Genomic DNA, 25,135 nt, shown 5'->3' with positions numbered 1-25,135 from the left:
TACGACGGACTTCCAGCACCATCCGCGCTCGCGAAGGATCAATGTTCGCAACTCGAACTTGTAGTAGATGGAACCGCCCTCGATACCCCTGGATCTGATTCGGTCGGTGCCCTTTCGAGGCCTGGTGGAACAGTCGGTCGCCGGCGTCTACATCATCCAGGACGAGCACTTCCAGTACGCCAACGCCACCTTCGCCGGCATGGGCGGATACAAGCCGGAGGAATTGATCGGCCGGCGCCTGAAGGATTGCGTGCCCCTGGACTTCGCCGACGAAGTCATGGACCGCTACAACAAGCGCATCACCGGCGAGGTGCCGAGCATGCGCTTCATCACCCGCGGGCTGCATGTCAACGGCGAGGTGGTCTACATCGAGGTGCACGGCCAGCAGATGGAGTTCCGCGGCCGGCCCGCGGTGGTGGGCGTGGGTGTCAACGTCACCGAACACGTGCTGCGCGACGACCAGTTGCGCCGCTCGCGGTCGGAATACCGGCAGCTCGCCGCCTACCTCGACACGGTCAGGGAGGAGCAGCGCGCCGAGTACGCCCGCGAGGTGCACGACGTGCTCGGCGGCATCCTCACCTCGATGAAGCTGGATGTGGGCCGTATCACGCGGCGCTCCGATTCGGCCGAAGTGCGCACCATCGCCGCCGACCTGAACTCGCTGGTGTCGGAAGCCATCGAAAGCGTCCGCGAGATCTCGGAGACGATGCGGCCGCAGTCGCTGGACCACCTCGGGCTGGGGGCCGCCATCGCCACGCACCTGGAGCGCTTTCGCGAGCGCTCGGGCCTGCGCACCACGCTCACGCCGCCGTCCTTCGACGTGCCGCTGTCGCGGCCCCGCGCCACCGCGGCCTTCCGCATCTTCCAGGAGGCGCTCACCAACATCGCGCGCCACGCCGGGGCCGGCCATGTGGCCGTGCGCTTCAGCTCCGACCTCGAGAGCTTCAGCCTCGAGATCATCGACGACGGCTGCGGCATGGAACTGGAGGCCGCGCCGTCGTCGCAGCGTCCGGTGCGCCACGCCCTGGGCCTCATGACCATGCGCGAGCGCGCCCACCAGATCGGCGGCACGCTCAGCATCGAGTCGACGCCGGGCAAGGGCACGCGCGTGCTGCTGCAGGCGCCCCTGATCGACAACGTGTTCCTGGTGGCATGATCAGGCTCCTCATCATCGACGACCATGCGATGTTCCGCGCCGGCCTGCGCAAGGTCTTCGGCGACGAACAGGACATCGAGGTGGTCGACGAGGCGGGCGACTGGCGCGACGGACTCGCCAAGCTCGAACGGCATGCCGTGGACGTGCTGCTGCTGGACATCAACCTGCCCGACCGCAGCGGCCTGGAGGTGCTGGACGTCCTGCGCCCGCGGTTTCCCGGCCTGCGCACCATCGTGCTCAGCATGTACTGCGAGCCCCAGTACGCGATGCGCGCCATGCGCTCGGGCGCCTGCGGCTATGTCGCCAAGGACATGGAGGTGGACGAACTGGTCGCGGCGATCCGCCACGTGGCCCGCGGCGAACGCTTCGTCACCCCTTCCATCGCGGCATCGATGCTCGACGCCATCGATGGCGAGGCCGCTTCGCCGCACAAGCGGCTGTCGCCGCGCGAGTCGCAGATCCTGCGCCTGATGGTCGCCGGCGAAGCGCTCACCGTGATCGGTTCGCAGCTGATCATCAACGTCAAGACGGTCAGCACCTACCGGCGGCGCATCCTGGCCAAGCTGGGGGTCTCCTCCAACGCCGAACTGGTGCAATACGCGATGCGGCACCGGCTGGTGGATTGATCCCGGTCAACCCGCGCACCCGGGCGCTTCGGACTGGCAGGCGGCGCAGCGACGCCTCCGTGTTTCCACCGTGAGGCTTTTCTGACAGCCTGCCCGTTCTTCCGACTTGTGCAGGAAGGTGATCCTTCCTAGCATGACTGCGACCCGTGCTCGGCGCGCGGGTCGGCGAGGACCGCAGTCAAAGCGGCCCGATTCAAACGAGGAGTCTTGCAGATGAAATCACCCCTGGGCGCGCAGCCCGCGCCTGTCCGATCCCTGTCCGCGCGCACGCGCGGCAAGCGCTGGCTGCCGCTGCTGGCCATTGGCGGCTTGAGTGCCGCGGCGCTGGTGGCCTGCGGCGGTGGCGGCAGCGACACCCCGGCGGTGGCCGTGGAGCCGCCCGTGGCCGCCACAATCAGTGTGCTGTCCGGCCCGGCGAAGTACGTCTCCGGCGGCGATGCGCGCATCGAGATCAAGCTGGCCACGGCCGACCATGCCAACCTGGAGCTGCGCCTCAACGGCGTCCCCGTGACGCCGAAACTGGTGGCGGGCGACAACCGCCTCGAGGGCGTCATCAACGGCCTGAAGAACGGCGACAACGTGCTGGAGGCCTTCCACAAGACGCGCGGCGTGATGACCGCCTTGACGCTCGCCAACTACCCGATCACCGGTCCGATCTATTCCGGACCGCAGCAGCAGCCCTTCGTCTGCACGACCACCCAGGGCGCCGTCGGCAAGCAGCCCCTGGTCGAGTCGGCGAGCGCGCCGGGCTTCCCGGTGTTCGATACCGCGGGCAACAAGATCGGCTACAGCCAGACCTGCTCGATCGAGACCTTCGTGACCTACTGGTACCGCAGCACCGCGAACTCCTGGAAGGTGCTGCCCAGCGACGGCTCGACGCCGGCCGACCTGGCCAAGACGACGATGGAAGATGGCCGCCAGGTCGACTTCATCGTCCGCCAGGAGCGCGGCTCGATCAACCGCTTCCTCTACAGCTTCGCCATGCTGGTGCCGCGCGGCGAGAACCCGGCGTCTCCCAACCTGAGCCTGTGGAACGGCAAGCTGCAGTACTGGTTCCAGGGCGGCGTGGCCATCGGCCATTCGCAAGGCTCGCTGCACAGCGGGTCCATGAACCCCGACATCCTCGGCAAGGGCCATGCCATCGTCCATTCGAGCGGCAACAACACCAGCACCCACTACAACATGCAGGTGGCTGCCGAGACGGCGATGATGACCAAGGAACGCTTCGTCGAGCGTTATGGCAGGCCGCTGTACACCTACGGCCTCGGCGGCTCGGGCGGCGCCATCCAGCAGTACCTGCTGGCGCAGAACCAGCCCGGCATCCTGGACGCGGCGCTGCCGGTGCAGTCCTACCCGGACATGGTGACGCAGACCATCCACGTCGGCGACTGCGAACTGCTCGAGCACTACATGGACGTGACGGACAAGACCAACGCCAAGTGGCGGGTCACCAAGAACCGCACCTGGCTGGTCGGCATGAACGCGGAGGACAGCGTGGTCGACCCGCTCGCCGCGGCCAAGACGCAGCTGGGCTACAGCACGGCACCGGGTTCGTCCGAATGCGTCAAGGCGTGGCGTGGCCTGACGCCGCTGGCCATGAATCCGTGGTACGGCCAGGCGTCGAACCAGCAGCTCTACGAGCCGCAGAGCGACATCGCCGCCATCCGCTGGACCCACTACGACGACCTGCGCAACATCTACGGCGTCGACGCCACCGGCGCCGCTCGCCCGACCTGGGACAACGTGGGCGTGCAGTACGGCCTGAAGTCGATGAAGGAGGGCAAGATCACGCCCGACGAATTCCTGGATGTCAACTTCCGGGTCGGCGGCTGGAAGCATCCGAGCCAGATGGTGCAGGAAGGCTTCCCGTTCCTGGGTTCGCTCAGCGCGCAGAACTTCGACCCCTGGAGCCGGCGCAACATGAACCTGAGCCCGTCGGCCGACGCGCCGGCGCCGCGCACCGCGGGCGACCCGATCGCCATGCGTGCGGCCCACACCTCGGGCATGGTGTTCAGCGGCCAGATCCCGCTGCCGACCATCGACCACCGCCAGTACATGGAGCGTGAGCTCGACATGCACAACGTGCACCAGTCGTTCGCGGTGCGCAAGCGCGTGATGCAGAAGATGGGCAACTCGGACCACCTGGTCATCTGGTTCACCGACACCGTGCCCGGCACGCCCAAGGCCAGCCAGTCGTTCGAGGCGATCGCGGTGATGGACGAGTGGATGGCCAACATCCGCGCCAATCCGACCAGGACTGTCGCCCAGAACCGGCCGGCACGGGCCGTGGACAGTTGCTTCGACGTCACCGGCAAGCTGATGCATTCCGGCCCGGACGTCTGGGACGGCATCATCAACGACAAGCCCAAGGGCGCGTGCACGCTGGCCTTCCCGATGTTCAGCACCTCGCGCGTCGTCGCCGGCGCGCCGCTCGAAGGCGGCATCTACAAGTGCGCGCTGAAGTCGGTCGACGCGGCATTGGCCGACGGCTCCTACGCGCCGTGGATGCCCAATGCCGCAGCGGTCGCCAAGCTGAAGCAGGTCTTCCCGGACGGCGTCTGCGACTACAGCAAGCCCGACCAGGCCCGCCCGTCCTGACGGCCGGCGCGTGACGTGAATAGGGCCCGCCAGCGCGGGCCCTTTTTTCTTGGCCTAGACCGTGGCGAAGGGCAACTCCCGCGGCGCGTTCTTGCCGGTGAGCCGGGCGATCGCGTTCGCATACGCCGGTGCCAGTGGCGGCAGGCCCGGTTCGCCGATGCCGGTCGGCGGCTCGGCGCTGGGCACGATGTGCACCGCGATCAGCGGCATGTCCGGCATGCGCGCGACGCGGTATTCGCCGAAGTTGTTCTGCTCGACGACGCCGTCCTTCAGCGTGATCGCGTTGCCGGGCAGGCAGGTGGACAGCCCCATCAGCGCGGCGCCCTGGATCTGCGTCTCGATGCTGAGCGGGTTCACCGGCAGGTTGCAGTGCACGCCGGCCGTCACGTGGTGCAGCTTGGGCACGCCCTTTTCGATCGACGCCTCCGCCACATAGGCCACCACGGTGTTGAACGATTCGTGCAGGGCCACGCCCCATGCATGTCCCGGCGCGAGCTTGCGCTTGCCATAGCCCGACTTCTCGACGGCGAGCTTGAGCGCCGCCGCATGGCGCGGATGCTTGCCGCCCATCAGCTTCAGGCGCAGCGCCACCGGATCCTGCTTCGAAGCGCGTGCGACCTCGTCCAGCAGCGTCTCCATCACATAGGCGGTGTGGGTGGAGCCGACGCTGCGCCACCACAGCACCGGCACGTTGACCTGCGGGTGGTGCACCGTGAGGCGCATGGGGATCGCGTAGGGCTCCCTCATGCCCTCGACGGCCGTGCTGTCGATGCCGTCCTTGACCAGGTATTCCTCGAAGGGCGTGCCCTTGAGGATGGACTGGCCGACGATGACATGGTCCCAGGCCAGGATGTTGCCCTCGACGTCGAAGCCGATCTGCGCCCGGTGTACATGCATCGGCCGGTAGTAGCCGCCCTTGATGTCGTCCTCACGGCTCCACAGCGTGCGCACCGGCGCGTTGAGCCCCGCCGCGCGCGCCGCCTTGGCGACCTGGCAGGCCTCCACCACATAGTCGCTGGTGGAAATGGCGCGCCGGCCGAAGCCGCCGCCGGCCATCTGCGTGTTCACCTTCACCGCCTCGGGCGCCACGCCCAGCGTGCTGGCGGCGGACGCGGCATCGAAGCCCGGCATCTGGGTGCCCATCCACAGCTCGGCCTTCTGGCCGTCGAAAGCCACGGTGCAGTTGAGCGGCTCCATCGGCGCATGCGCCAGGTAGGGAAAGGCGAACTCGGCCGTGATCCGGTTTGGCGCATGGTCCAGCTCGGAGAGGTCCGCGTCGAAGTGCTTCAGGCCGCCGGGCTGGCGCGCGAGCTCGCGGTACTGGACCAGCAGCTGGGCCGTGTCCACGCGCTCCACGCCGCTGGTGTCCCACTCGAGCTTGAGCGCGTCGCGGCCCTGGCGGGCCGGCCAGTAGCCGTCGGCCAGCACCGCCACCCCGACGCCGCCACGGTCGGTGGGCACGCGCAGCACGGCCTTGACGCCGCGCACGGCCTTGGCCGCGCCGTCGTCCACCGTCTTCACCTTGGCGCCGTAGACCGGCGGATGCGCCACCACGGCAGTGAGCATGCCCGGCAGGCGCACGTCGATGCCAAAGGCCTGCTGCCCGGTGGACTTGGCACGCGCGTCCAGTCGCCGCGTGGGCTTGCCGATCAGGCGGAACTGCTTGGGGTCCTTCAGCCTGATCTTCTGCGGCACCGGCTGCTTCATCGCGGCGTCGGCCAGTTCGCCGTAGGTCGCGCGCCGGCCGCCGGGGCCGGTCACGGCGCCGTTTTCGGTGCGCAGGAACCGCGGCTCCGTGTTCCACTGCTGCGCGGCCGCCGCGACCAGCATCGCGCGCATGCGCGCTCCGAGCTCGCGGTACTGCATGTACGAGTTGTGGATCGAATTGGACCCGCCCGTCAGGTGCATCCCGAACGCCGGGTCCACATAGGCCGGCGAGGCGTCGCCGTGGCGGGCCCGCACCTTGGTCCAGTCGGCGTCGAGCTCCTCGGCCAGGACCATCGCCAGCCCAGTGTGCGCGCCCTGGCCGAACTCAAGGCGGTTGACCGCCACCGTGGTGGTGCCGTCCCGCTCGATCTGCACGAAGGCGGCCGGCTGCTGCGTCGGCTTCAGGGCGTCCGCGGTCTGCGAGGAGGAGCGCAGCGGAAACACACCCAGCGCGAAGCCGGCGGCGCCCAGCTTGAGGAAGCTGCGGCGCTCCAGCGGGGCGGCGCCGTCCGCCGCAGTCACGCGGTGCGACAGAACGTGGTGCAGGTCCGCGGCGATGGCGGGATCGAAATGCATGGCTAACCCAACTGAACCGCGGCATCCCGGATCGCGGCCCGGATGCGCATGTATGTGCCGCAGCGGCAGATGTTCCCGGCCATGGCCTGGTTGATTTCCGCGTCGGTGGGGAAGCGCTTGCTCCTGAGCAGCGCGGTGGCGCTCATCACCTGGCCGCTCTGGCAGTAGCCGCACTGCGCGACGTCGTGCTTGACCCAAGCGGCCTGCACGGCCTTGCCGATGCGGTCTTCGCCGATGGCTTCGATGGTGATGAGCTTCTTGCCCGCGGCGGCCGAGACCGGTGTCACGCAGGAGCGCACCGGCGCGCCGTCGAGGTGCACAGTGCAGGCGCCGCACAGCGCCTGGCCACAGCCGAACTTGGTGCCGGTCATGCCGAGCGTGTCGCGCAGCACCCAGAGAAGCGGCATGGCCGGGTCGGCATCGACGTCGAGATCCTTGCCGTTGACTTGGAGTTTGCTCATCTCAAGAAGATGGGATGGGACAGAACGGGCCACTGTAGTGGGCGACGGCCCGATGAGGCTCAGACCAGCGGCTGCATCAGTTGAAACAAGTTTGTGCGAGTCATTGGTTCGCGGGCACACTCGGTGACATGTCGACCTCGCTGTCCATGGATGCCCTTTTCCTGGCACGGCTGCAGTTCGCTTTCACTATCTCCTTCCACATCGTCTTTCCCGCGCTGACGATCGGCCTCGCGAGCTACCTCGCGGTGCTGGAAGCCCTTTGGCTGCGCACCCACCGGCGCGTGTTCCTCGACCTGTTCCATTTCTGGGAGAAGGTGTTCGCGGTGGCTTTCGGCATGGGCGTGGTGTCCGGGCTGGTGATGGCCTACCAGTTCGGCACCAACTGGTCCGGCTTCTCCACCTTCGCCGGCGGCGTGACCGGGCCGCTGCTCACCTACGAAGTGCTCACGGCCTTCTTCCTCGAAGCGGGCTTCCTCGGCGTGATGCTGTTCGGGATGCAGCGGGTCGGGCCCGGGCTGCATTTCGTCGCCACCGTCATGGTCGCCATGGGCACGCTGATTTCCGCCACCTGGATCCTGGCCTCCAACAGCTGGATGCAGACGCCCCAGGGGCACGCGATCATCGACGGCCGCATCGTCCCCGTCGACTGGCTGCAGGTCATCTTCAACCCCTCGTTCCCCTACCGGCTGGTGCACATGGTGCTGGCCGCGTACCTCGCGACGGCGCTGCTGGTGGTCGCGAGCGCGGCCTGGCACCTGCTGCGCGGCCGCGACCACGAAGGCATCCGCACCATGCTGGCCATGGGCATCGGCATGCTGGTGCTGGTGGCACCGCTGCAGGCCTTCGTGGGCGACCTGCACGGGCTGAACACGGCGCAGCACCAGCCCGCCAAGCTGGCTGCGCTGGAAGGGCATTGGGAGAACCGCCCCGGCGAAGCCGTGCCCCTGATCCTGTTCGGGCTACCGGACATGGAGGCGGAGCAGACACGCTATGCGGTGGAGATTCCGAACCTGGGGAGCGTGCTGCTGACACACAGCTGGGACGGCCAGTTTCCCGGCCTGAAGGAATTTCCCAAGGCCGACCGGCCCAATTCGCTGGTGGTGTTCTGGAGCTTCCGGCTGATGGTCGGCCTGGGCTTCCTGATGATCTTCATGGCCGCCTGGGGCGCCTGGCTGTTTCGCGGCCGTCGCATCTACCAGGCGCGCCGCTACCTGCGCTTCGCACTGGCGATGGGGCCGGCCGGCGTGGTCGCGATGCTGGCCGGCTGGGTGACCACGGAGGTGGGGCGGCAACCCTGGGTCGTCTATGGCGTGATGCGCACCGCCGACGCGGTGTCGGCGCACAGCGCCGCCCAGGTGGGCTTCACGCTGACGGTGTTCATCGTGGTGTATGCCTTCGTGTTCGGCGCCGGCACCGTCTACCTGCTGCGCATCATCGCCCGCGGCCCGGAAGTCCAGGAGAGCGAACCGCAAGGCGGCGCCGGCCGCATGCGCCAGCCGATGCGTCCGCTGTCAGGCGCCCCCGACCGCTTCGACGAACCGGCCGCCGGCGCGCAGGAAGGAGTCCCCCATGGGCATTGACCTTCCCCTCATCTGGGCCGTGATCATCCTGTTCGGCGTGATGATGTACGTGGTCATGGACGGCTTCGACCTCGGCATCGGCCTGCTGTATCCCTTCGTGCCCGCCAAGGCCGACCGCGACGTGATGATGAACACGGTGGCGCCGGTCTGGGACGGCAACGAGACCTGGCTGGTGCTGGGCGGCGCGGGGCTGTTCGTGGCCTTCCCCATCGCCTACGCGGCGATCCTGAGCGCGTTCTACCTGCCGCTGATCTTCATGCTGGTGGGCCTGATCTTCCGCGGCGTGGCTTTCGAATTCCGGTTCAAGGCGCCGCCCGCGCGCCAGCCGTTCTGGGACCGCTCGTTCACCGGCGGTTCCTACACCGCGACGTTCTTCCAGGGCGTGACCCTGGGGGCCTTCCTCGAAGGCGTGCCGATGAGGGACGGGCAGGCCGTCGCCGGCTCCTTCAGCTGGCTGGCGCCCTTCCCGCTGTTCGTCGGCCTGGGGCTGATCGCCGCCTACGCGCTGCTCGGCGCCACCTGGCTCGTGATGAAGACGGAGTCCGATTTGCAGCAGCGGATGCGCGAGCTGGGGCTGACGCTCACCTGGGTGCTGCTGCTGGTGATCGGTGTGATCAGCATCTGGACGCCGCTGTCGCAGCCGGCGGTCGCCCACAAGTGGTTCTCCTGGCCCAACCTGCTGTACTTCTCGCCGGTGCCGCTGCTGGTGCTGGTCTCGGCCGCCTTGCTGCGACGCTCGCTCGCGCGCCGCGGGCATGACGCGGTCCCCTTCCTGCTGACGCTGGGCCTCGTGTTCCTCGGCTACTCGGGACTGGGGATCAGCCTGTGGCCCCATGTGATCCCGCCCTCGGTCACCATCTGGCAGGCGGCCGGCCCGCCGCAAAGCCTGGGCTTCACGCTGGTCGGCGCGCTGCTCATCGTTCCCATGATCTTGGGCTACACCGCCTGGAGCTACTGGGTGTTCCGCGGCAAGGTGCGCGGCGACGAGGGCTACCACTGATGGGGGAGCCCCCGCCGCGCAGCTGGTGGCGGCGCCTCGCCTGGCTGGCGCTGCTATGGCTCGCCGGCGTCGCGGGCCTGGCCGTCGTCGCCGGCCTGCTCAAGCTCTTGATGCGGGCGGCCGGAATGTCGGCGTAGCCGCGCGGCGGCGCCTCACTTGCACAGCCCGGCGAAGCGGTCCTGCGGCTTGCAGGCGCCGAGGTTGCCGGCCACGGTGCCCTGCGTCCCGCATTGGCTCAGGCGGTCCTTCACCCGGGGCGAGTACTGCCAGCCGGCGGCCAGTTCGGGCAAGGGCGACCCCGGCTTCCAGCTCAGGGCCTTCCACTTCGGATGGCCCTTGGTCTGCAGGTCGTTGAACTTCTCGCAGAACTGGCTGGCCATGGTGGAGACGAAGCGGTTGCGTTCTTCGCTCACGAAATTGGCCGTGATCAGGTAGGAGTCGACTGAAAGCGAGGGCGCGCCGGCATCGGCGATGTTCAGGGCCGCGTAGCTGGACTTCAGGATGTCGGCCTTCTTGTAGTCCTGCAGCAGCTTGGCCGCCGTGGCATGCGCCGGATCGAAACGCAGCAGCTTCAGGTTGGCGGGCACGTTGGCTTCGAGCAGCTTGAGCGGCTGGCCGCCGACCAGCACGATCACGTCGACCGCGGGGAAGCTCTTGTAGAACTCCGGGTCGCCCAGCGCCATCAGCGCCGAGCGGCGCGTGCGGGTGCCTTCATCGTCGCCGGTGACGGTGGGATTGACAAAGGGCGCGACGACCGTGGGCCGCTCGTTGAACATCTTGCTGTAGATGTTCAGCGCGGTGAGGTAGGTGCCGCTTTTCTCGGCATCCATCCAGATCCGCGCGCCACGGATCTGGTGGATGAATTCCAGCGGGCTGTCCTTGCGCACCAGGAAATGAATCTCCTCCCGGTACAGCGGCATGAACACCCGCAGGTTGGCCAGCAGCTTGGCGTATTGCTGCCGCGTTGCGGCGGGCACCTCGGGGTTGTCGCGCAGGTACACGAAGGCGGCATAGACATCCGATTGCACGATCGCCAGGCTCACGCCTTTGGTCTGGCTCAGTTCTTCCACGTTCGCCCAGGATCCCTTGGAGTCCTGCACTTCCAGCGTCGGCGAGACGAACTCCTTGAGGTTGTTGCCGATCTGGTAGTAGGTGCCGGTCTTGCCGCCGGTCACGATGACTTCGGCCGCCTGGCTGCCGGCCACGCCCAGCGCCACCGCCGCGAACGCCAGCACGGCTCTCGTCCAAACAAGTGCACGCATCGTTGTCCTCTCTTTCCAATGATTCATTGCCGCGACTTGCACAAGCCTGCTGCTTCGTCGGCGACGGAGCACAGCGAGCGGGACGGGTTCGGCGGGCCCGGCGCGGCGGCGCGCGGCGGCGCGGATGGCGCCGGCGCCGCGACTGCGGCCGGTGTCCGCGGTGTCGCAAGCGGCGCCAGTGGCGCTGGCGCCGCGGTGGCCCCGTCCTGCCCCGCATTCCCCATGACGGCGGTTGGCGGCACCGGCGGCGGCAGCGATGCCTCCTCCCCCGCCCTGGGCGCAAGCACCTTGACCGCCCAGAACAGCAACAAGGCGCTCACGCCGGCGATTGCGGTCTTGAAGCCCAGCGTCACGGCGGAGGATCGGCGCCACCGGGACGGCGCCGATGCGTCCTGCCCGAACGGCAGCGCAGGGCCGGATGGCGCCGCGCGGCTCGCCTCGAGCGAAGCGCCGGCGTCCTGGACACGCAGCGCGTCCGCCGACATCCACCAGGCCGCCTGCCCGCTGGCTGCCGCGGCTTCGCCGGGCTGGACTTCACCGGTCTGGACTTCGCCGGGCTGGACTTCGCCGGGCTGCTGGCTGACCGCCTTGGCCAAGGAGGCCCGGCGCCCGCAATAAGGACAGTAGGCCACGGAGCCGAACCACGGCCGGCGGCAGAACGCGCATTGGCTCCCACTTCGCGCCGATGGAGCCAATTTGTTCATCTGAGGCGTACCTGCGGCGGCTCAGTCGAACAACTTCCACCCCAGCGCCTGCGGGAGTTCCGGGTGATGCACCCACAAATGGGCGTCGTAGACGAACACCGAAGCCAGCCACGGCCTGGCCACCTCCAGGGTGCCGAACGGCCGGTCGATGCGGTCTTCCGCCTGCAGCTGCAGGGTCGCGCGCTGTTTCTCTTCAGATGCCAACAGCGCGACCAGCCCTTGCGGCGCCTCGATCCGCAGGCCGACGACCGCGCGCTCAAGTTCGGACTCGAGCAGCGGCACGACGAGCTCGGCGGACGCCGCGTCGACGCCCGGTCCGGGCTCCCGCCAGGGATCGCCGGCGATCCGCCGCGCCTGGGCATAGCTGATGTGCCCTGTGCCGAATCGCGGCACATCGATGGCGGCGCGCTCGGGCCGGGACTTGCCCATCTCCACGTACTCGAGCGATGCGGACGGGCTCTTCCAGCAGGCCTGCCAGAAAGTGCCCTCCAACGAGAGGTAGGGGCAGCCCAGGGAGAACGCCGGCGCCAGCCCCTCGGGCCAGGCGATCCATTCCGTCTTGTGCTTGCCGTTGGGATCGAGGTGAACGACCAGTTGTCCTTGCTCGCTGGGCCAGATCACGTGATGGGCATCGAACACCGGCGCCTCGAAGCCGTGTTCCGGGGCGACGGCGCCGGTCTTCAGGATCACGGGCTCGGCGGCTCCCGGCGGCTTGCCGACGAGATGGACCACGCCTAGCTTGCCCAGCACCGGCAGCCAGACTTCGCCGGCCCAGGCCACCGGGCCGCCGAGCGCAGGCCCTCGTCCAAAGTACTCGACGGCATACGACAAGCCGACCAGGGTCGGCGTCACCGCCGCCAGGCCGCCAGCCGTCGGAAGGTACAGGGTGGCGACGTGGCTTCCTGTCACCGCCTCCATGCGCCAGCCGCGGCCATTCTTCGGGCCCGGGGCCAGGGCAGGCCACCCGTTCGCGGTGCCCCCGGACGCCTCGCTGCGTCCGGCAGCCGGGCCCTGTCCGGTGGCGCTCTCGAGCGGGATCCAGGCGTTCGATTCGGGCAGCAGCACGAGCAGCTGGCCGCGCGCCGGCTCGATGGCCATCAAGGTGGGCGCGGCCACATCGAAGGTGTGGACCAGGAATCGGTAGTCGCCCGGCGGCAGCGCGGGCAAGGTCCTGTCGGCCTCAGCGCCCGGATCCAGGCGTCCCTTGGTGCGCATCAGCGCCAGCGGCGCAGGCGTCTGCCGCAATCCCCGCGTCACGGGTCGGGCCAGGTCGGCGAGCGCCGGCGCGCCGAAGGGCGGCACCCACGGCGGGTCCAGCGACGAGATCGTGATCTGCAGCGTCGAGCCGGTCTGCGGCGAGTAAGTGAAATCGGGGGGAAACCACTGGCCGCTCGCGTCCCTGCTGGCCCCGATCATGCGGCCGAGGTCTGCCGCTGCAAGCTTTTGATGGACGAGTTTTCCATCGGCGGTCGCTGCAAGGCGCCACCTTTCGGATTCAGGATCGCGCAACCAAACACCCGAGCGGAGTGGCCACCGCTCGGCTTGCTCTTCCACCATCAGCCCCTCGTGCCAAATAGCTCACCATTTGGCGGGAAATGCCGGCACCCGTACAGGAAGCAACACGCTTTGAAACTTCGGTCACCGAGACCTCGGGAATGTTGCCGCGATGCGTGAACTCCTGAGCTCTAAGCGTGCTTGCGCGCCACAGTGCGCAAATGCAACGACCTGACGCGCGGCCGCGGAATGGCCGCGCCATCGGCGAGAATTCGTGCCCCTGACTCATCCGTTTTTGCATGCCGCTTTTCAAGAACATCGTCGTCTACCGCATCGGCCCTGACTGGACGCCGCCGCCCCTGGAGCGCCTGGATGCGGAACTGCAGCGCCTGGCCTTCCAGCCGTGCGAACCCACGCAGGAACTGTCGGCCGGATGGGTGCCGCCGCGCGGCCAGGAGCACGGCGCGATGGTGGAAAGCGTCGCCGGCCAATGGATCCTGAAGCTCGCGGTGGAACGCAAGAACGTGCCCGGTGGCGCGGTGCGCGCGGAACTCGAGGCGCGCTGCAAGGCGATCGAGGCCGAACGCGGGCGCAAGCCCGGACGCAAGGAGAAGACGGAGATCAAAGACGAGATCGTCCACGCCTTCCTGCCGCGCGCCTTCAGCAAGCGCTCGTCGCAAATCATCTGGATCGACCTGCAGCAACGCTCGCTGGTGGTCGCCGCGGGCAGCATGAAGGCGGCCGAGCCGGCGATCAAGCAGCTGGTCGACGTCATGGCCGAACTCGGCCACGTGTTGCCGCTGTCGCCGCTGTCGACCTCGCTCGCACCGGCCACGGCCATGGCCGAATGGCTCACGGCCAAGCAGGCGCCCGAAGGCTTCGCCATCGACCGCGACCTGGAGCTGAAGCACTCCGGCGAAGACAAGTCGGTGGTGCGCTATGCGCGCCACAACCTCGAACTGGAGGAGATCGGCCAGCACATCCAGGAAGGCAAGCTGCCGGCGCAACTTGCGCTCACCTGGAACGACAAGGTGTCCTTCGTGCTCACCGAGCATCTGGCAATCCGCAAGATCGACATCCGCGGCGTCGAGGAGGCGCCCAAGGGCGAAGACGGTTTCGATGCCGACGCCGCGATCGCGACCGCGGAGCTGTCGGGGCTGCTGCCGCAGTTGCTTGCCTCGCTGGGCGGCGAGCTCGTGCCGCAGGCCGCCGCTTAGGCTTCGTTCACGCGCCGACTACGCACCGACGACGCGGCGCCGGCGCGGCTGGCCGGGATGACACCCCGGGGCGACGCTGCCCTCAGTGCTTGCGGGGCAGCGTGCGATAGCACGCCAGTCCGGGCAACTCATGCCGCCGCATCAGCGGCGCCTGGACGCGTTCGTACGCGAGCTGGTCGCCGTGCAGGACCAGCAGGCCGATGCCGACTTCCTTTTCCCCGACGGCCGGCTGCATGGCATCGGGAATGACGAAGGCGCTGGACGGCACCCACAGGTGCCGCAGGCCATCGGCCGTGAAGTCCAGCGCCTGGTGCGTGTGCCCGCTCACCACCAGCGCGAGGGCATGCCGCAGCGGACCGGCCCTCAGGCTGTGCGCCGGCGCGGCATCGACGTAGCGGCCGGTGGGCATGCCGCGGTCGCCGGGCGCGCGCACCAGCGGCCGGTGCAGGAACAGGATGGCGCGGTCGTTCGCCGCCAGGCCGGCGGCGATGTCCTCCAGCCAGTCCCATTGCTCCGCTTCGTCGCGGGTGGCCGTGCCCAAAAGCTGCGCATTCAAGCCGATCAGCACCCAGTTGCCGTGCTGCATCGTCCAGCGGTCGGCGCCGAAGGCGCGCCGGTAGTGCGGCAGCAGATGCGCGGGCAGCGGCTGCTCGCCGCTGCCCGTGCCGATGTCGTGGTTGCCCGGCACGCAGCGCATCGGTGTCGGCCAGTCCCTGACCAGGCCGGCGGCGTAGTCGAGTTCCGTCGGCATGTGCTCGCCGTCGAAGCTGATGTCGCCCAGGTGCACCGTCAGCTGCGCGCCGCGGGCCGCGGCGGCGCTGCCCGCAGCGCGCCAGTTGTGCACGCACTCGGGCGCGCGCGGCGAGAGGTGGCTGTCGGCGATCAGCGCGATCCGCATGCGCCCACCCTAGCGCAGGGCCGTGACAGTCTCGTGTCGCAGGCGCACGGTGGTCCCGTCGGGCGCGTGATCGCCTTGATCCAGCGCAATACAGCTTGCGCGCACACCACCTTGCTTCACTTGATCTATCGCAATCCGGGCAAACCCTGTGCGGCTTGATCCAGTTCAAGTTGCTGTCGAGTTGGCAGGACTAACGTAGCTGCATCGATAGGTAGCTTGAGGAAAAAAAGATGGTTTCACTGAACTTCTCTTCGCTGTTGCGCGCGACGCGGACGCTCGCCATCGTGGCGAGCGTGTGTGCGCCGCTGATCTCGCTGGCGGGACCCAAGGTCCCGGGTGACTTCGGCCCGCCCAAAGGCAAGCCGATCCAGGCGGTGCTCACCAGCCCGCCGCACGTGCCGCCGCCGGTGAACCGCAACTATCCCGCCAAGGTCATCGTCAACCTGGAGGTCGTCGAGAAGACGATGCAGATCTCCGAGGGCGTGAACTACACCTTCTGGACCTTCGGCGGCACGGTACCGGGCAGCTTCATCCGCGTGCGCCAGGGCGACACGGTGGAGTTCCACCTGAAGAACCATCCGGGCAGCAAGATGCCGCACAACATCGACCTGCACGGCGTCACCGGCCCGGGCGGCGGCGCGGCCTCCAGCTTCACCGCGCCCGGCCACGAGTCGCAGTTCACCTTCAAGGCGCTGAACGAGGGCATCTATGTCTACCACTGCGCCACCGCGCCGGTGGGCATGCACGTGGCCAACGGCATGTACGGGCTGATCCTGGTCGAGCCGCCCAACGGGATGCCCAAGGTCGACCGCGAGTACTACGTGATGCAGGGCGACTTCTACACCACGGGCAAGTACCGCGAGAAGGGCCACCAGCCGTTCGACATGGAGAAGGCCATCGACGAGAAGCCGACCTACGTGCTGTTCAACGGCGCCGAGGGCGCGCTCACCGGCGACAAGGCCCTGACCGCCAAGGTCGGCGAGAAAGTGCGGCTCTACATCGGCAACGGCGGGCCCAACCTGGTGTCCAGCTTCCACGTCATCGGCGCCATCTTCGACCAGGTGCGCTTCGAAGGCGGCAGCAACGTGCAGAAGAACGTGCAGACCACGCTGATCCCCGCCGGCGGCGCCGCCATCGCGACCTTCCAGGCGACGGTACCGGGCAGCTACGTGATGGTGGATCACTCGATCTTCCGCGCCTTCAACAAGGGTGCGCTGGCAATCATGAAGATCGACGGCAAGGAGGACAAGAGCATCTATTCGGGCAAGGAACTCGACGCGGTGTACCTGGGCGATCGCGCCGGCCCCAACCTCGCCGCCGTCGCGCAGGCCGCCGAGAACTCTGCGGCCGGCAAGCTGACGCCCGAGGATCAGATCAAGGCCGGCCAGGCCCTGTTCGCCGGCACCTGCTCGGTCTGCCACCAGTCCAACGGCGCGGGCATGCCCGGCGTGTTCCCGCCGCTGGCCAAGGCCGACTACCTGACTGCCGACATCAAGCGCGCCATCGGCGTCGTGCTGAACGGCCTCAGTGGCAAGGTCACGGTCAACGGCCAGGAATACAACTCGGTGATGCCGCCGATGAACCAGCTGAACGACGACGAGGTGGCCAACATCCTCACCTACGTGATGAACAGCTGGGGCAATCCGGGCGGAACCGTGAGCAAGGAAGACGTCAAGAAGGTCCGCTCGGCCAAGCCGGCGGCCAAGGGCCAGGCGGAGCACTGACCGGGAGCCACTGCGATGAAACGCCTGGCCATTCTCCTGCTCGCCGCCGCGGCGTGCGCGGCCGGGCACGCCGCGGACTACGTCAGCCTGCCGGGCGGCCGCTTCGAAAGCGTGCTGCCCCAAGGCCCGGTGTCCACCGTGTCGGCGCCCGTCGAGGTGAAGCCGTTCGCGATGCGCCGCACACCGGTGACCGTCGCCGAGTTCGCGGCCTTCGTTCGGGCCCATCCCGAGTGGCAACGCGGCCGCGCCCCGGCGGTGCTGGCCGACAAGCGCTACCTGCGGCAGTGGTCCACCCCCGTGGCGCCCGGCAACGGCTTGCATGCTTCGGCCCCTGTCACCGAGGTCAGCTGGTTTGCCGCCAAGGCCTTCTGCGAGGCCGAAGGTGCCCGGCTGCCGACCTGGCTGGAATGGGAGTACGCCGCCGCCGCCGACGCGAGCCGTGCCGATGCCCGCAGCGACCCCGCCTGGCGGCGGGCGATCCTGGCCTGGTACGAGAAGCCCGCTGGCCCGGCCCTGGAGGCCGTCGGTGGCCCGTCCAATGCGTACGGCGTGAGCGACATGCACGGCCTGGTGTGGGAATGGGTCGACGACTTCAACGCGCTGTTCATCGCCGGCGACAGCCGCACCCAGGGTGACCCGGACAAGCTGAAGTTCTGCGGCTCGGGCGCCCTCAACATCATTGACCGCGACAGCTATGCGGTGCTCATGCGCATCGCACTGCTGTCGTCGCTGAACGCCGCGGACACCACCGGCACCCTGGGGTTCCGCTGCGCGCAGCCCCTGGAAAGATCCCTATGAGCCTGATTCAACTGCGTCGTCGCGACGCCCTGCTGTCCCTGGCCGCGCTCGGTGCGATGCCCGTGCTGGCCCACACGGCGGCCCACCCTCCCCTGGCCGCGCCGGCGCCCCCGCCCGGCGATTCGGTGTACCAGCTGGAAGCCACCCTGGAGGACCAGGACGGACGTCCCTTCGCCTTGTCCTCGCTGCAGGGCGTGCCGGTGCTTGCCACCATGTTCTATAGCTCGTGCGACATGGTGTGTCCCATGATCTTCGAGACGGTGCACGCCACCTTGCGCGCGCTGCCGGCTGCCGAGCGCGCGCAGCTGCGCGTGCTGATGGTCAGCGTCGACCCCGCGCACGATTCGCCGGCGGTGCTGAAGAAGACCGCGCAGGCGCACGGCTGCAATGGCCAATGGGTGCTGGCCCGGGCCGACGACGCCACCACCCGCAAGGTGGCGGCCGTGCTCGGCATCCAGTACCGTCAGCTCGCCAACGGCGAGTACAACCACTCCAGCGCCATCGACCTGCTCGATCGCCAGGGCCGCATCACTGCCCGCAGCGGCAAGCTGGGCCCGGCGGACCCCGCCCTGGTGGCGGCGGTGCGCAAGCTGCAGGCCAAGCGCGTGACCTAGTGTCCCGAGGTCACCGTCTCCTCCTTTTCAGCCGCCTCAATGTCACCGACGTGACACGCAGCCGATAAGGAAGAGGTGGCCCGGCCGGCCACCGGCGCACCGGGAAGGGTTTCCACTCTTGGTGCGAGCGCCGCGCGCGTCACATAAAGTTGTGCATGTCGGCAGCGCTGCTCGAAGTCTCTGACGTCACGGTCCGCTTCGGCGGCATCACGGCACTCGATCGCGTGTCCTTCGCGGTCCAGCCCGGCACCATCGCCGGCCTCATCGGGCCGAACGGCGCGGGCAAGACCACGCTCTTCAATTGCCTGTCGCGCCTCTATTCGTTCAGCGACGGCTTCATCCATTTCGAGGGCCGGCCACTGTCCGGCTTCGCGGCGCACAAGATCGCCGCGCTGGGCATCGGCCGCACCTTCCAGAACCTGGCGCTGTTCCGCACGATGAGCGTGCAGGACAACGTGATGATCGGCGGGCACTGCAACACGCGCAGCGGCTTCCTGTCGAATGCCCTGCGCCTGCCCTGGGTGCGCCGCGAGGAGCGCGAGCTGCGCGGGCGCGCGGCCGATGCGATCGCCCTGCTCGGGTTGCAGGATGTCGCCCACCGGCCGGTGTCGGACCTGCCCTTCGGCACGCAAAAGCGCGTCGAGCTGGCGCGCGCGCTGCTGTCCCGGCCGAAGCTGCTGCTGCTCGACGAGCCGGCCGCCGGCCTGAACCACGAGGAGGTGGACGCGCTGCGGCACCTGCTGCGGCGCATCCAGCAGGAACTGAAGCTCACCATCCTGCTGGTCGAGCACCACATGAACCTCGTCATGCGCGTGTCGGACCAGGTCGTGGTGCTGGACTTCGGCCGCAAGATCGCCGACGGCACGCCGGCCGAAGTGCAGGGCGACCCCAACGTCATCCGCGCCTACCTCGGGGAGGAGAAATGACGGCCCCCATCCTGCAGGTGCGCAAGCTGCAGGCGCAGTACGGCGCGACGCGGGTGCTCCACGGGATCGACTTCGACGTCAAGCCGCGCGGCATCACCACCGTCCTCGGCGCCAACGGCGCGGGCAAGACGACCACCCTGCGCGCGGTCTGCGGAATGATCCGCGTGCAGGGGGAAGTGCTGCTCGGCGGCGAACGCATCGACGGCAAGGCCACCGAAGAGATCGTGCGCCGCGGCGTGGCGCACGTGCCCGACGGCCGCGGCACCTTCGTGCATTTGACGGTGGAAGAGAACCTGCGCATGGGCGCGTACACGCGGCGCGACAAGGACCAGGTGCAGGCCGACTTCGAGCGCATGTACACCCATTTCCCGCGCCTGCGCGAGCGCCGCAAGCAGCAGGCCGGACTGCTGTCGGGCGGCGAGCAGCAGATGCTGGCCATCTCGCGCGCGCTGATGCTGCGTCCCAAGCTGCTGCTGCTGGACGAGCCGTCCTTCGGCCTGGCGCCGCGGATCGTGCGCGAGCTGTTCGACATCCTCGGCGAGATCAACCAGGCCGAGGGCACCAGCATGCTGCTGGTCGAGCAGAACGCATCGATGGCGCTGCAACTGGCCGACCAGGCCTACCTGCTCGAGACGGGGCGCGTCGTGATCGCGGGCTCGGCCGAGTCGATCCGCAACGACGAGGGCGTACGCCGCTCGTACCTGGGCTACTGAGGCACAAAGAATGGACCTGCTCTTCCACCAGATCCTCTCCGGCCTCGCGACGGGCGGCATCTACGCCAGCGTGGCGCTGGCGCTGGTGATGATCTACCAGGCCACCCACCTGGTGAACTTCGCGCAGGGCGAGATCGCGATGTTCGCCACCTACATCTGCTGGGCGCTGATCCAGGCGGGACTGCCCTACTGGGTGGCGTTCTTCCTCACCATCGTCATTGCCTTCATCGGCGGCGTGCTGATCGAGCGCGTGATCATCCGCCCCGTCGAGAACGCGCCGGTGCTCTCGGTGGTCATCGTCTTCATCGGCCTGCTGGTCATCTTCAACAGCATCGCGGGCTGGATCTACACCTACACGATCAAGCCGTTCCCGAGCCCCTTCCCGGACAAGCCGCTTTTCGACAACACCTACATCGGCGCCCACGAGCTCGGATCGATGTGTGTCACGCTGGTCGTGCTCGCCCTGGTGTTCGCCTTCTTCCGCTTCACCCCGCTGGGGCTGGCGATGCGCGCAGCGGCGCAGAACCCGGAGTCGAGCCGGCTGGTGGGCGTGCGCGTCGGCTGGATGCTGGCGCTGGGCTGGGGCCTGGCGGCCGCGATCGGCGCGATCGCCGGCATGATGGTCGCGCCCATCGTCTACCTCGAGCCGAACATGATGGGCGGCATCCTGCTCTACGCCTTCGCCGGCGCGCTGCTCGGCGGTATCGACAATCCTTGGGGCGCCGTCGTCGGCGGCTTCCTGGTCGGCATGGTCGAGAACGTGATCGGCATGTACCTCGGCACCGAACTGAAGCTCTCGTTCGCACTCGTCATCATCGTGGCGGTGCTGGTGCTCAACCCGTCGGGCCTGTTCGGCCGCCCGCACGTCGCCCGGGTATAGGGACGCCTAGATGGTCAAGCCCACCCTGACCCCCACGCAGATCGGCGGCATGCTCTTGCTGGCCGCGCTTGCCTGCATCCTGCCCTTCGTCCTGAGCAACTACCAGGTGTTCCAGCTCACGATGGCGCTGAGCTATGCGATTGCGCTGCTGGGGCTGAACATGCTGACCGGCTACAACGGGCAGATCTCGCTGGGGCACGGCGCCTTCTTCGCCATCGGCGCCTACACCGCCGCCATCCTGATGGACAAGGCGAATTGGCCGTACTGGGCGACCATTCCGGTGGCCGGCCTGGTGTGCCTGCTGGCGGGATTCCTGTTCGGCCTGCCGGCGCTGCGGCTGGAGGGTCTGTACCTGGCGCTCGCCACCTTCGCTCTCGGCGTCGCCATGCCGCAGATCCTCAAGTACAAGGGCATCGAGCACTGGACGGGCGGCTCCATGGGCGTGGTCATCCTCAAGCCCGAGCCGCCCGCGGGCCTGCCGCTCAACCAGGACCAGTGGCTGTACTTCTTCACCCTGTTCTGGGTGGTGGTGCTGTTCGTCGCCGCCTGGAACATCCTGCGCGGCCGCGTGGGCCGGGCGCTGGTGGCGATCCGCGACCACCCGATCGCCGCCGAGACCATGGGCATCAACACCGCGATCTACAAATCGCTGACCTTCGGCGTTTCCGCGCTCTACACCGGCATCGCCGGCGCGCTGGCGGCCATCGGTGTGCAGTTCGCCTCGCCCGATTCGTTCAACGTGTTCCTGTCGCTGTCGCTGCTGGTGGGCGTCGTGGTGGGCGGGCTCGCCTCGATCTCCGGCGCGTTCTACGGAGCGCTGTTCATCCAGTTCGTGCCCAACGTCGCCGACCATATCTCCAAGGCTGCGCCCTGGGCCATCTACGGCGTGATCCTCATCGCCATCATGTACCTCATGCCTTCGGGCGTGGCCGGCCTGCTGCGCAGGGCCCGGGCGCGCTTCGCGGGCAAAGCGGGGAATCGGGTTGTCGCACCGGCTGCACCAGCAGCGCGCGACGATGTGCAACTGCCTATCAGTGGAAAGGAAGCAGGATGAACACGAATCGACGCAAGACGCTCGTGATCGGCGCGGCAGCGCTCACCGGGCCCTTCTTCATCGGCAGCGCCCGTGCGCAGGGCAAGAAGGAGATCAAGCTCGGGCAGACCATGCCTTACAGCGGCCCGGCGTCGGCCTACGGCACGATCGGCAAGCTGCACCAGGCCTACTTCAAGAAAATCAACGACGAGGGCGGCATCAACGGGACCAAGGTCAACCTGATCTCCCTGGACGACGGCTACAGTCCGCCCAAGACCGTGGAGCAGGTGCGCAAGCTGGTCGAGCAGGACGAGGTCGACGCCCTGTTCCAGACGCTCGGCACCCCCAGCAACACGGCTATCCACAAGTACGTCAACGCCAAGAAGGTGCCGCACCTGTTCGTGGCCACGGGCGCGACCAAGTGGAACGACCCGAAGAACTATCCGTGGACCTTCGGCTTCAACCTCGCCTACCAGACCGAAGGCGAGATCTACGCCAAGTACATCCTCAAGAACCGCCCCAACGCGAAGATCGCCGTTCTCTACCAGAACGACGACTACGGCAAGGACGTGCTCGCCGGCCTGGAGAACGTGCTCAAGGGCGACAAGGCCAAGATGATCGTCGCCAAGGCCACCTACGAGGTGACCGACGCCACGGTGGATTCGCAGATCCTCACGCTCAAGGCGTCGGGCGCCGACACCATGTTCAACATCTGCACGCCGAAGTTCAGCGCGCAGGCGATCCGCCGCGTGTACGACTCCGGCTGGCGCCCGCCGCTGCACATCGTGAACAACGTGGGCGCCTCGGTGGGCAGCGTGCTCATCCCCGCCGGCCTGGAAAAGAGCGAAGGCATCATCACGGTGCAGTACTACAAGGACGAATCCGACCCCGTCTGGAAGGACGATCGGGCGATGCTGGAGTGGCGCGGTTTCATGGGCAAGTTCTATCCCGACGGCAACGTGAACGACGCCAGCAATGTGTATGGCTATATCACGGCGCAGGTCATGACGCAGGTGCTCAGGCAATGCAACGGCAACTTCAGCCGGGACAACATCAAGAAGCAGGCCGAGAGCCTGAAGGACTGGAAGTCGGGCCTGCTGCTGCCCGGCATCACTGTCAACACCTCGGCGACCGACCACGGCCCGATCGACCAGGCGCAGCTGTCCAAGTGGGACGGCAAGAAGTGGGTGCTGTTCGGCGACGTTCTGGGCGGCGGGGCGGCCTAGGACCTTGTCAGCCTGGGGCGCCGGCGCTCCAGGCTGCTGCGCGGTGGAAGCCACGCGCCTCGCGATCACTGCAACAATCGGGCTCCGCACCTCACCGGAGGCCGATATGGGCGTGACTGTTGAAGACCTGCAGGCGTTCGCCGACGCCTGGAATCGGCATGATGTCGAAGCGCTCATGAGCTTCATGACCGAGGACTGCGCGTTCGAAGCCTCTGCCGGCCCGGACACCTGCGGAACGCGCTACGTCGGCCGCGGCGCCGTCCGGGCCGCTTTCTCCGACGTCTGGGCGGCCTTTCCCGACGCGCAGTGGCGCTCGGCACGTCACTTCGTTGCCGGCGAGCGCGGCGTGTCCGAGTGGACGTTCACCGGCACACGAACCGACGGCTCCCGGGTCGAGGTCCACGGATGCGACCTGTTCACCTTCCGGGGCGGCCAGATCGCGGTCAAGAACTCCTATCGCAAGAACCGCCCGCCGCTTCCGGCCAGATAGTCCGGCTCCGGCAGCCGCGCGCCTGCCAGTGCGAGCGCGGCCGTATTCGACAGCATCCTGCCCATGCAGCTATGGCTTCCGGCCGGCGACGGCCAGCGCCTCGCCGTAGGTCATTGGCAACGTCGGTCGCGCGTCCTGCGGCATGGGCGGGTCGGGTTCGATCAGCCCCTGCAAGGTGCTGGGGGGCTCGGCCGGTTGGGACGAGGCGGCTTCATTGGCGCGGTGGCGGAGCCGAACGCGCATGCGGTCGTACAAATCTTCCAGCGACATGACCTCGGGCGAAATCTCTCCGACCACCGAATCGAGCATCACGGTGACGCGGTTGTCCTTGAGGGTCACCTCCAGTTTCGAAGGCTGTCCGAACTGCTGGTGCATCACGGCCGCGGCCTTGGCGGCCGTGAGCCCCGGCAGCGCCATGGCAAATTCCACCGAATCGGTGCGGGCGGCGATGCCGCCGGTCGGCGTCGCTCCGGCGATCTTCTTCACGAGCTGCTCGAAGAGCTGGGTGGCTGCGCGGCGGCCGGCGAGTTCGGCCGCCGCGCGCAGGTCAGCGCTGTTCAGCAGCACGAGGGCAAATGGGCGCTTGCGCCAGCGGCATTCGTCGAACAGCTCGCCGCCATTTGCAAAGAAACCGGTGTCGTTGTACAGCAGGCTCTGGCGATCGCGTTTCACGACTTCGGCCTGTTGCTCCACAGTCGCGGCGGCGCGACCAGCGGCCCCGCAAACGAAGCAGAAAGACGCAAGCACAGCCGCCTCTCCCAGCACCGCTTGCCAGGCAAAGGCCGTGGGAATGGCGAGCCGGACCGCAACAAACTCCAGTGCGGCAAGCGTCCACAGCCATGGCACGGTGCTGCTTGGCAGCAGCAGCGAATACACAGCGGTCACCATCACCGGCCAGAGGAAAAACGGGCCGGCCAGGTCGGCCGCGACAGCCTCGCATTCAAGGAAGAAACCGCCGGTCAGAAGCAGCGCAGCCCGCAGGAGCATGGCGCCGGCGCGGCCCGCAGGGTACTTCAGGCACCAGACACCCATGGCTGCCGTGGCGCCCGCGATGCCCCATGGCGTCCACTCGCCCGCGCCTAAAACGATGGCCGTCCACACGCCGAAGGCGGCAAGGCCCGCGAGAAGGCGCGGCTCGAGCCGCTGCGTTCGAAAAGTGATCTCCTGCGCAGTGGCGACGACTGGACGGGCCAGCGCCAGCGCGGGCCGCGAGGGGCGGCGGCGTCCGGACATGGATGCTTTCTTAGAGTCAAATCTGAATGGCGAGTATGCATGAGCTATGCGAAGCTAGCTCGCGAAAGCTGCGAGAGCCGAAAACGCCCGGCCACCCCCCGCCACCTTCGATCCATCTTCAACCGATGCGCGACTGCCCGGCACGCGACGCCCCGCTCCAATCCCGATTGCCCCGCGGCCCTCGCCATTGCGCGGCGCAGCAAGCCCGAGAGTTGCAAT

23 protein-coding genes are annotated in these 25,135 nt (G+C 68.0%); 17 read left to right on the top strand and 6 right to left on the bottom strand.

The features are described 5' to 3' along the window. Nucleotides 1-124 precede the first annotated feature (124 nt). The 3 genes from UC35_RS15100 (at nt 125) to UC35_RS15090 (ending at nt 4,380) form a co-directional block, all read left to right on the top strand. Nucleotides 125-1,156, top strand: a complete 1,032-nt coding sequence (locus tag UC35_RS15100; protein ID WP_158513912.1) for a PAS domain-containing sensor histidine kinase — start codon at nt 125-127, stop codon at nt 1,154-1,156. Continuing rightward, a complete protein-coding gene (locus UC35_RS15095; RefSeq protein WP_061501082.1) occupies nt 1,153-1,782 on the top strand; it encodes a response regulator transcription factor in 630 nt (209 codons plus the stop codon). The genes UC35_RS15100 and UC35_RS15095 overlap by 4 nt, the downstream gene beginning before the upstream one ends. 213 nt (nt 1,783-1,995) lie before the next feature. Then, nucleotides 1,996-4,380, top strand: a complete 2,385-nt coding sequence (locus tag UC35_RS15090; RefSeq protein ID WP_145979485.1) for a DUF6351 family protein — start codon at nt 1,996-1,998, stop codon at nt 4,378-4,380. A 54-nt stretch (nt 4,381-4,434) separates the two neighbouring features. Here the strand turns inward: UC35_RS15090 and UC35_RS15085 are convergent, their stop codons facing one another. Further along, nucleotides 4,435-6,663, bottom strand: coding sequence for a xanthine dehydrogenase family protein molybdopterin-binding subunit (locus UC35_RS15085; RefSeq protein ID WP_061501080.1), 2,229 nt, complete (start codon nt 6,661-6,663; stop codon nt 4,435-4,437). Between the two features lie 2 nt (nt 6,664-6,665). Then, on the bottom strand, nt 6,666-7,124 hold the full coding sequence (locus tag UC35_RS15080; protein WP_061501079.1) for a (2Fe-2S)-binding protein: 459 nt from the start codon (nt 7,122-7,124) through the stop codon (nt 6,666-6,668). Nucleotides 7,125-7,252: 128 nt separating this feature from the next. Here UC35_RS15080 and UC35_RS15075 point away from each other — a divergent pair, with 128 nt between their 5' ends. Genes UC35_RS15075 through UC35_RS23190 form a run of 3 tightly spaced genes read left to right on the top strand, consistent with a single transcriptional unit; the run spans nt 7,253 to nt 9,841 of the window. After that, the gene (locus UC35_RS15075; RefSeq protein WP_227820337.1) at nt 7,253-8,704 is read left to right on the top strand and encodes a cytochrome ubiquinol oxidase subunit I; all 1,452 of its coding nucleotides are present in this window, start codon (nt 7,253-7,255) and stop codon (nt 8,702-8,704) included. Continuing rightward, nucleotides 8,694-9,704: a cytochrome d ubiquinol oxidase subunit II gene (cydB, locus tag UC35_RS15070; protein ID WP_061501077.1), complete on the top strand. Its 1,011-nt coding sequence runs from the start codon at nt 8,694-8,696 to the stop codon at nt 9,702-9,704. The genes UC35_RS15075 and cydB overlap by 11 nt, the downstream gene beginning before the upstream one ends. Continuing rightward, a complete protein-coding gene (locus UC35_RS23190; RefSeq protein WP_082793260.1) occupies nt 9,704-9,841 on the top strand; it encodes a DUF2474 family protein in 138 nt (45 codons plus the stop codon). Before cydB ends, UC35_RS23190 begins: the two co-directional genes overlap by 1 nt. A 15-nt stretch (nt 9,842-9,856) precedes the next feature. Here UC35_RS23190 and UC35_RS15065 read toward each other — a convergent pair whose 3' ends face one another. Continuing rightward, nucleotides 9,857-10,966, bottom strand: a complete 1,110-nt coding sequence (locus UC35_RS15065) for a TAXI family TRAP transporter solute-binding subunit (protein ID WP_158513911.1) — start codon at nt 10,964-10,966, stop codon at nt 9,857-9,859. Nucleotides 10,967-11,002: 36 nt separating this feature from the next. Here UC35_RS15065 and UC35_RS23680 point away from each other — a divergent pair, with 36 nt between their 5' ends. Then, nucleotides 11,003-11,584, top strand: coding sequence for a hypothetical protein (locus tag UC35_RS23680; RefSeq protein WP_145979484.1), 582 nt, complete (start codon nt 11,003-11,005; stop codon nt 11,582-11,584). A 107-nt stretch (nt 11,585-11,691) separates the two neighbouring features. On the opposite strand, the gene UC35_RS15055 is transcribed toward UC35_RS23680, so the two are convergent. Next, on the bottom strand, nt 11,692-13,086 hold the full coding sequence (locus tag UC35_RS15055; RefSeq protein ID WP_061501071.1) for a hypothetical protein: 1,395 nt from the start codon (nt 13,084-13,086) through the stop codon (nt 11,692-11,694). 377 nt (nt 13,087-13,463) lie between these two features. Here UC35_RS15055 and UC35_RS15050 point away from each other — a divergent pair, with 377 nt between their 5' ends. Further along, entirely contained in the window at nt 13,464-14,381 is a 918-nt protein-coding gene (locus UC35_RS15050) for a recombination-associated protein RdgC (protein ID WP_061501068.1), read from the top strand. Nucleotides 14,382-14,463: 82 nt separating this feature from the next. Here UC35_RS15050 and UC35_RS15045 read toward each other — a convergent pair whose 3' ends face one another. Then, nucleotides 14,464-15,279: a metallophosphoesterase family protein gene (locus UC35_RS15045; RefSeq protein ID WP_061501066.1), complete on the bottom strand. Its 816-nt coding sequence runs from the start codon at nt 15,277-15,279 to the stop codon at nt 14,464-14,466. A 230-nt stretch (nt 15,280-15,509) separates the two neighbouring features. Between UC35_RS15045 and nirK the strand changes: the two genes are divergently transcribed. The 9 genes from nirK to UC35_RS15000 all read left to right on the top strand — a co-directional run bounded on the left by nirK (nt 15,510) and on the right by UC35_RS15000 (nt 23,683). Beyond that, a complete protein-coding gene (gene nirK / locus UC35_RS15040) occupies nt 15,510-17,003 on the top strand; it encodes a copper-containing nitrite reductase (protein ID WP_061501064.1) in 1,494 nt (497 codons plus the stop codon). A gap of 15 nt (nt 17,004-17,018) precedes the next feature. Further along, nucleotides 17,019-17,801: a formylglycine-generating enzyme family protein gene (locus tag UC35_RS15035; RefSeq protein WP_061501063.1), complete on the top strand. Its 783-nt coding sequence runs from the start codon at nt 17,019-17,021 to the stop codon at nt 17,799-17,801. Continuing rightward, complete coding sequence (locus UC35_RS15030) at nt 17,798-18,415, top strand: SCO family protein (protein ID WP_061501061.1); 618 nt, start codon at nt 17,798-17,800, stop codon at nt 18,413-18,415. The genes UC35_RS15035 and UC35_RS15030 overlap by 4 nt, the downstream gene beginning before the upstream one ends. A 155-nt stretch (nt 18,416-18,570) precedes the next feature. Next, a complete protein-coding gene (locus UC35_RS15025; protein ID WP_061501059.1) occupies nt 18,571-19,341 on the top strand; it encodes an ABC transporter ATP-binding protein in 771 nt (256 codons plus the stop codon). Beyond that, on the top strand, nt 19,338-20,054 hold the full coding sequence (locus UC35_RS15020; protein ID WP_061501057.1) for an ABC transporter ATP-binding protein: 717 nt from the start codon (nt 19,338-19,340) through the stop codon (nt 20,052-20,054). Before UC35_RS15025 ends, UC35_RS15020 begins: the two co-directional genes overlap by 4 nt. Nucleotides 20,055-20,064: 10 nt before the next feature. Further along, nucleotides 20,065-20,934: a branched-chain amino acid ABC transporter permease gene (locus UC35_RS15015; protein WP_061501055.1), complete on the top strand. Its 870-nt coding sequence runs from the start codon at nt 20,065-20,067 to the stop codon at nt 20,932-20,934. A gap of 10 nt (nt 20,935-20,944) precedes the next feature. Continuing rightward, the gene (locus UC35_RS15010; RefSeq protein WP_082793257.1) at nt 20,945-21,988 is read left to right on the top strand and encodes a branched-chain amino acid ABC transporter permease; all 1,044 of its coding nucleotides are present in this window, start codon (nt 20,945-20,947) and stop codon (nt 21,986-21,988) included. Continuing rightward, on the top strand, nt 21,985-23,193 hold the full coding sequence (locus UC35_RS15005; RefSeq protein WP_061501053.1) for an ABC transporter substrate-binding protein: 1,209 nt from the start codon (nt 21,985-21,987) through the stop codon (nt 23,191-23,193). Before UC35_RS15010 ends, UC35_RS15005 begins: the two co-directional genes overlap by 4 nt. A 106-nt stretch (nt 23,194-23,299) precedes the next feature. Then, entirely contained in the window at nt 23,300-23,683 is a 384-nt protein-coding gene (locus UC35_RS15000) for a nuclear transport factor 2 family protein (RefSeq protein WP_061501051.1), read from the top strand. A 69-nt stretch (nt 23,684-23,752) separates the two neighbouring features. On the opposite strand, the gene UC35_RS14995 is transcribed toward UC35_RS15000, so the two are convergent. Continuing rightward, nucleotides 23,753-24,916, bottom strand: coding sequence for a diguanylate cyclase domain-containing protein (locus UC35_RS14995; protein WP_061501049.1), 1,164 nt, complete (start codon nt 24,914-24,916; stop codon nt 23,753-23,755). Between the last annotated feature and the right edge of the window lie 219 nt (nt 24,917-25,135).

Source organism: Ramlibacter tataouinensis, assembly GCF_001580455.1.
Lineage (GTDB): Bacteria > Pseudomonadota > Gammaproteobacteria > Burkholderiales > Burkholderiaceae_C > Ramlibacter > Ramlibacter tataouinensis_B.
This window is presented reverse-complemented; position numbering and strand designations above follow the sequence as displayed.

Excerpts from the sequence above, each read along its gene's own strand:
- UC35_RS15095 (WP_061501082.1), top strand. The coding sequence starts at position 1,153 with ATGATCAGGCTCCTCATCATCGACGACCATGCGATGTTCCGCGCCGGC.
- UC35_RS15090 (WP_145979485.1), top strand. The coding sequence starts at position 1,996 with ATGAAATCACCCCTGGGCGCGCAGCCCGCGCCTGTCCGATCCCTGTCC.
- UC35_RS15085 (WP_061501080.1), bottom strand. The coding sequence starts at position 6,663 with ATGCATTTCGATCCCGCCATCGCCGCGGACCTGCACCACGTTCTGTCG.
- UC35_RS15080 (WP_061501079.1), bottom strand. The coding sequence starts at position 7,124 with ATGAGCAAACTCCAAGTCAACGGCAAGGATCTCGACGTCGATGCCGAC.
- UC35_RS15075 (WP_227820337.1), top strand. The coding sequence starts at position 7,253 with ATGTCGACCTCGCTGTCCATGGATGCCCTTTTCCTGGCACGGCTGCAG.
- cydB (WP_061501077.1), top strand. The coding sequence starts at position 8,694 with ATGGGCATTGACCTTCCCCTCATCTGGGCCGTGATCATCCTGTTCGGC.
- UC35_RS23190 (WP_082793260.1), top strand. The coding sequence starts at position 9,704 with ATGGGGGAGCCCCCGCCGCGCAGCTGGTGGCGGCGCCTCGCCTGGCTG.
- UC35_RS15065 (WP_158513911.1), bottom strand. The coding sequence starts at position 10,966 with ATGCGTGCACTTGTTTGGACGAGAGCCGTGCTGGCGTTCGCGGCGGTG.
- UC35_RS15055 (WP_061501071.1), bottom strand. The coding sequence starts at position 13,086 with ATGATCGGGGCCAGCAGGGACGCGAGCGGCCAGTGGTTTCCCCCCGAT.
- UC35_RS15050 (WP_061501068.1), top strand. The coding sequence starts at position 13,464 with ATGCCGCTTTTCAAGAACATCGTCGTCTACCGCATCGGCCCTGACTGG.
- UC35_RS15045 (WP_061501066.1), bottom strand. The coding sequence starts at position 15,279 with ATGCGGATCGCGCTGATCGCCGACAGCCACCTCTCGCCGCGCGCGCCC.
- nirK (WP_061501064.1), top strand. The coding sequence starts at position 15,510 with ATGGTTTCACTGAACTTCTCTTCGCTGTTGCGCGCGACGCGGACGCTC.
- UC35_RS15035 (WP_061501063.1), top strand. The coding sequence starts at position 17,019 with ATGAAACGCCTGGCCATTCTCCTGCTCGCCGCCGCGGCGTGCGCGGCC.
- UC35_RS15030 (WP_061501061.1), top strand. The coding sequence starts at position 17,798 with ATGAGCCTGATTCAACTGCGTCGTCGCGACGCCCTGCTGTCCCTGGCC.
- UC35_RS15025 (WP_061501059.1), top strand. The coding sequence starts at position 18,571 with ATGTCGGCAGCGCTGCTCGAAGTCTCTGACGTCACGGTCCGCTTCGGC.
- UC35_RS15020 (WP_061501057.1), top strand. The coding sequence starts at position 19,338 with ATGACGGCCCCCATCCTGCAGGTGCGCAAGCTGCAGGCGCAGTACGGC.
- UC35_RS15015 (WP_061501055.1), top strand. The coding sequence starts at position 20,065 with ATGGACCTGCTCTTCCACCAGATCCTCTCCGGCCTCGCGACGGGCGGC.
- UC35_RS15010 (WP_082793257.1), top strand. The coding sequence starts at position 20,945 with ATGGTCAAGCCCACCCTGACCCCCACGCAGATCGGCGGCATGCTCTTG.
- UC35_RS15005 (WP_061501053.1), top strand. The coding sequence starts at position 21,985 with ATGAACACGAATCGACGCAAGACGCTCGTGATCGGCGCGGCAGCGCTC.
- UC35_RS15000 (WP_061501051.1), top strand. The coding sequence starts at position 23,300 with ATGGGCGTGACTGTTGAAGACCTGCAGGCGTTCGCCGACGCCTGGAAT.
- UC35_RS14995 (WP_061501049.1), bottom strand. The coding sequence starts at position 24,916 with ATGTCCGGACGCCGCCGCCCCTCGCGGCCCGCGCTGGCGCTGGCCCGT.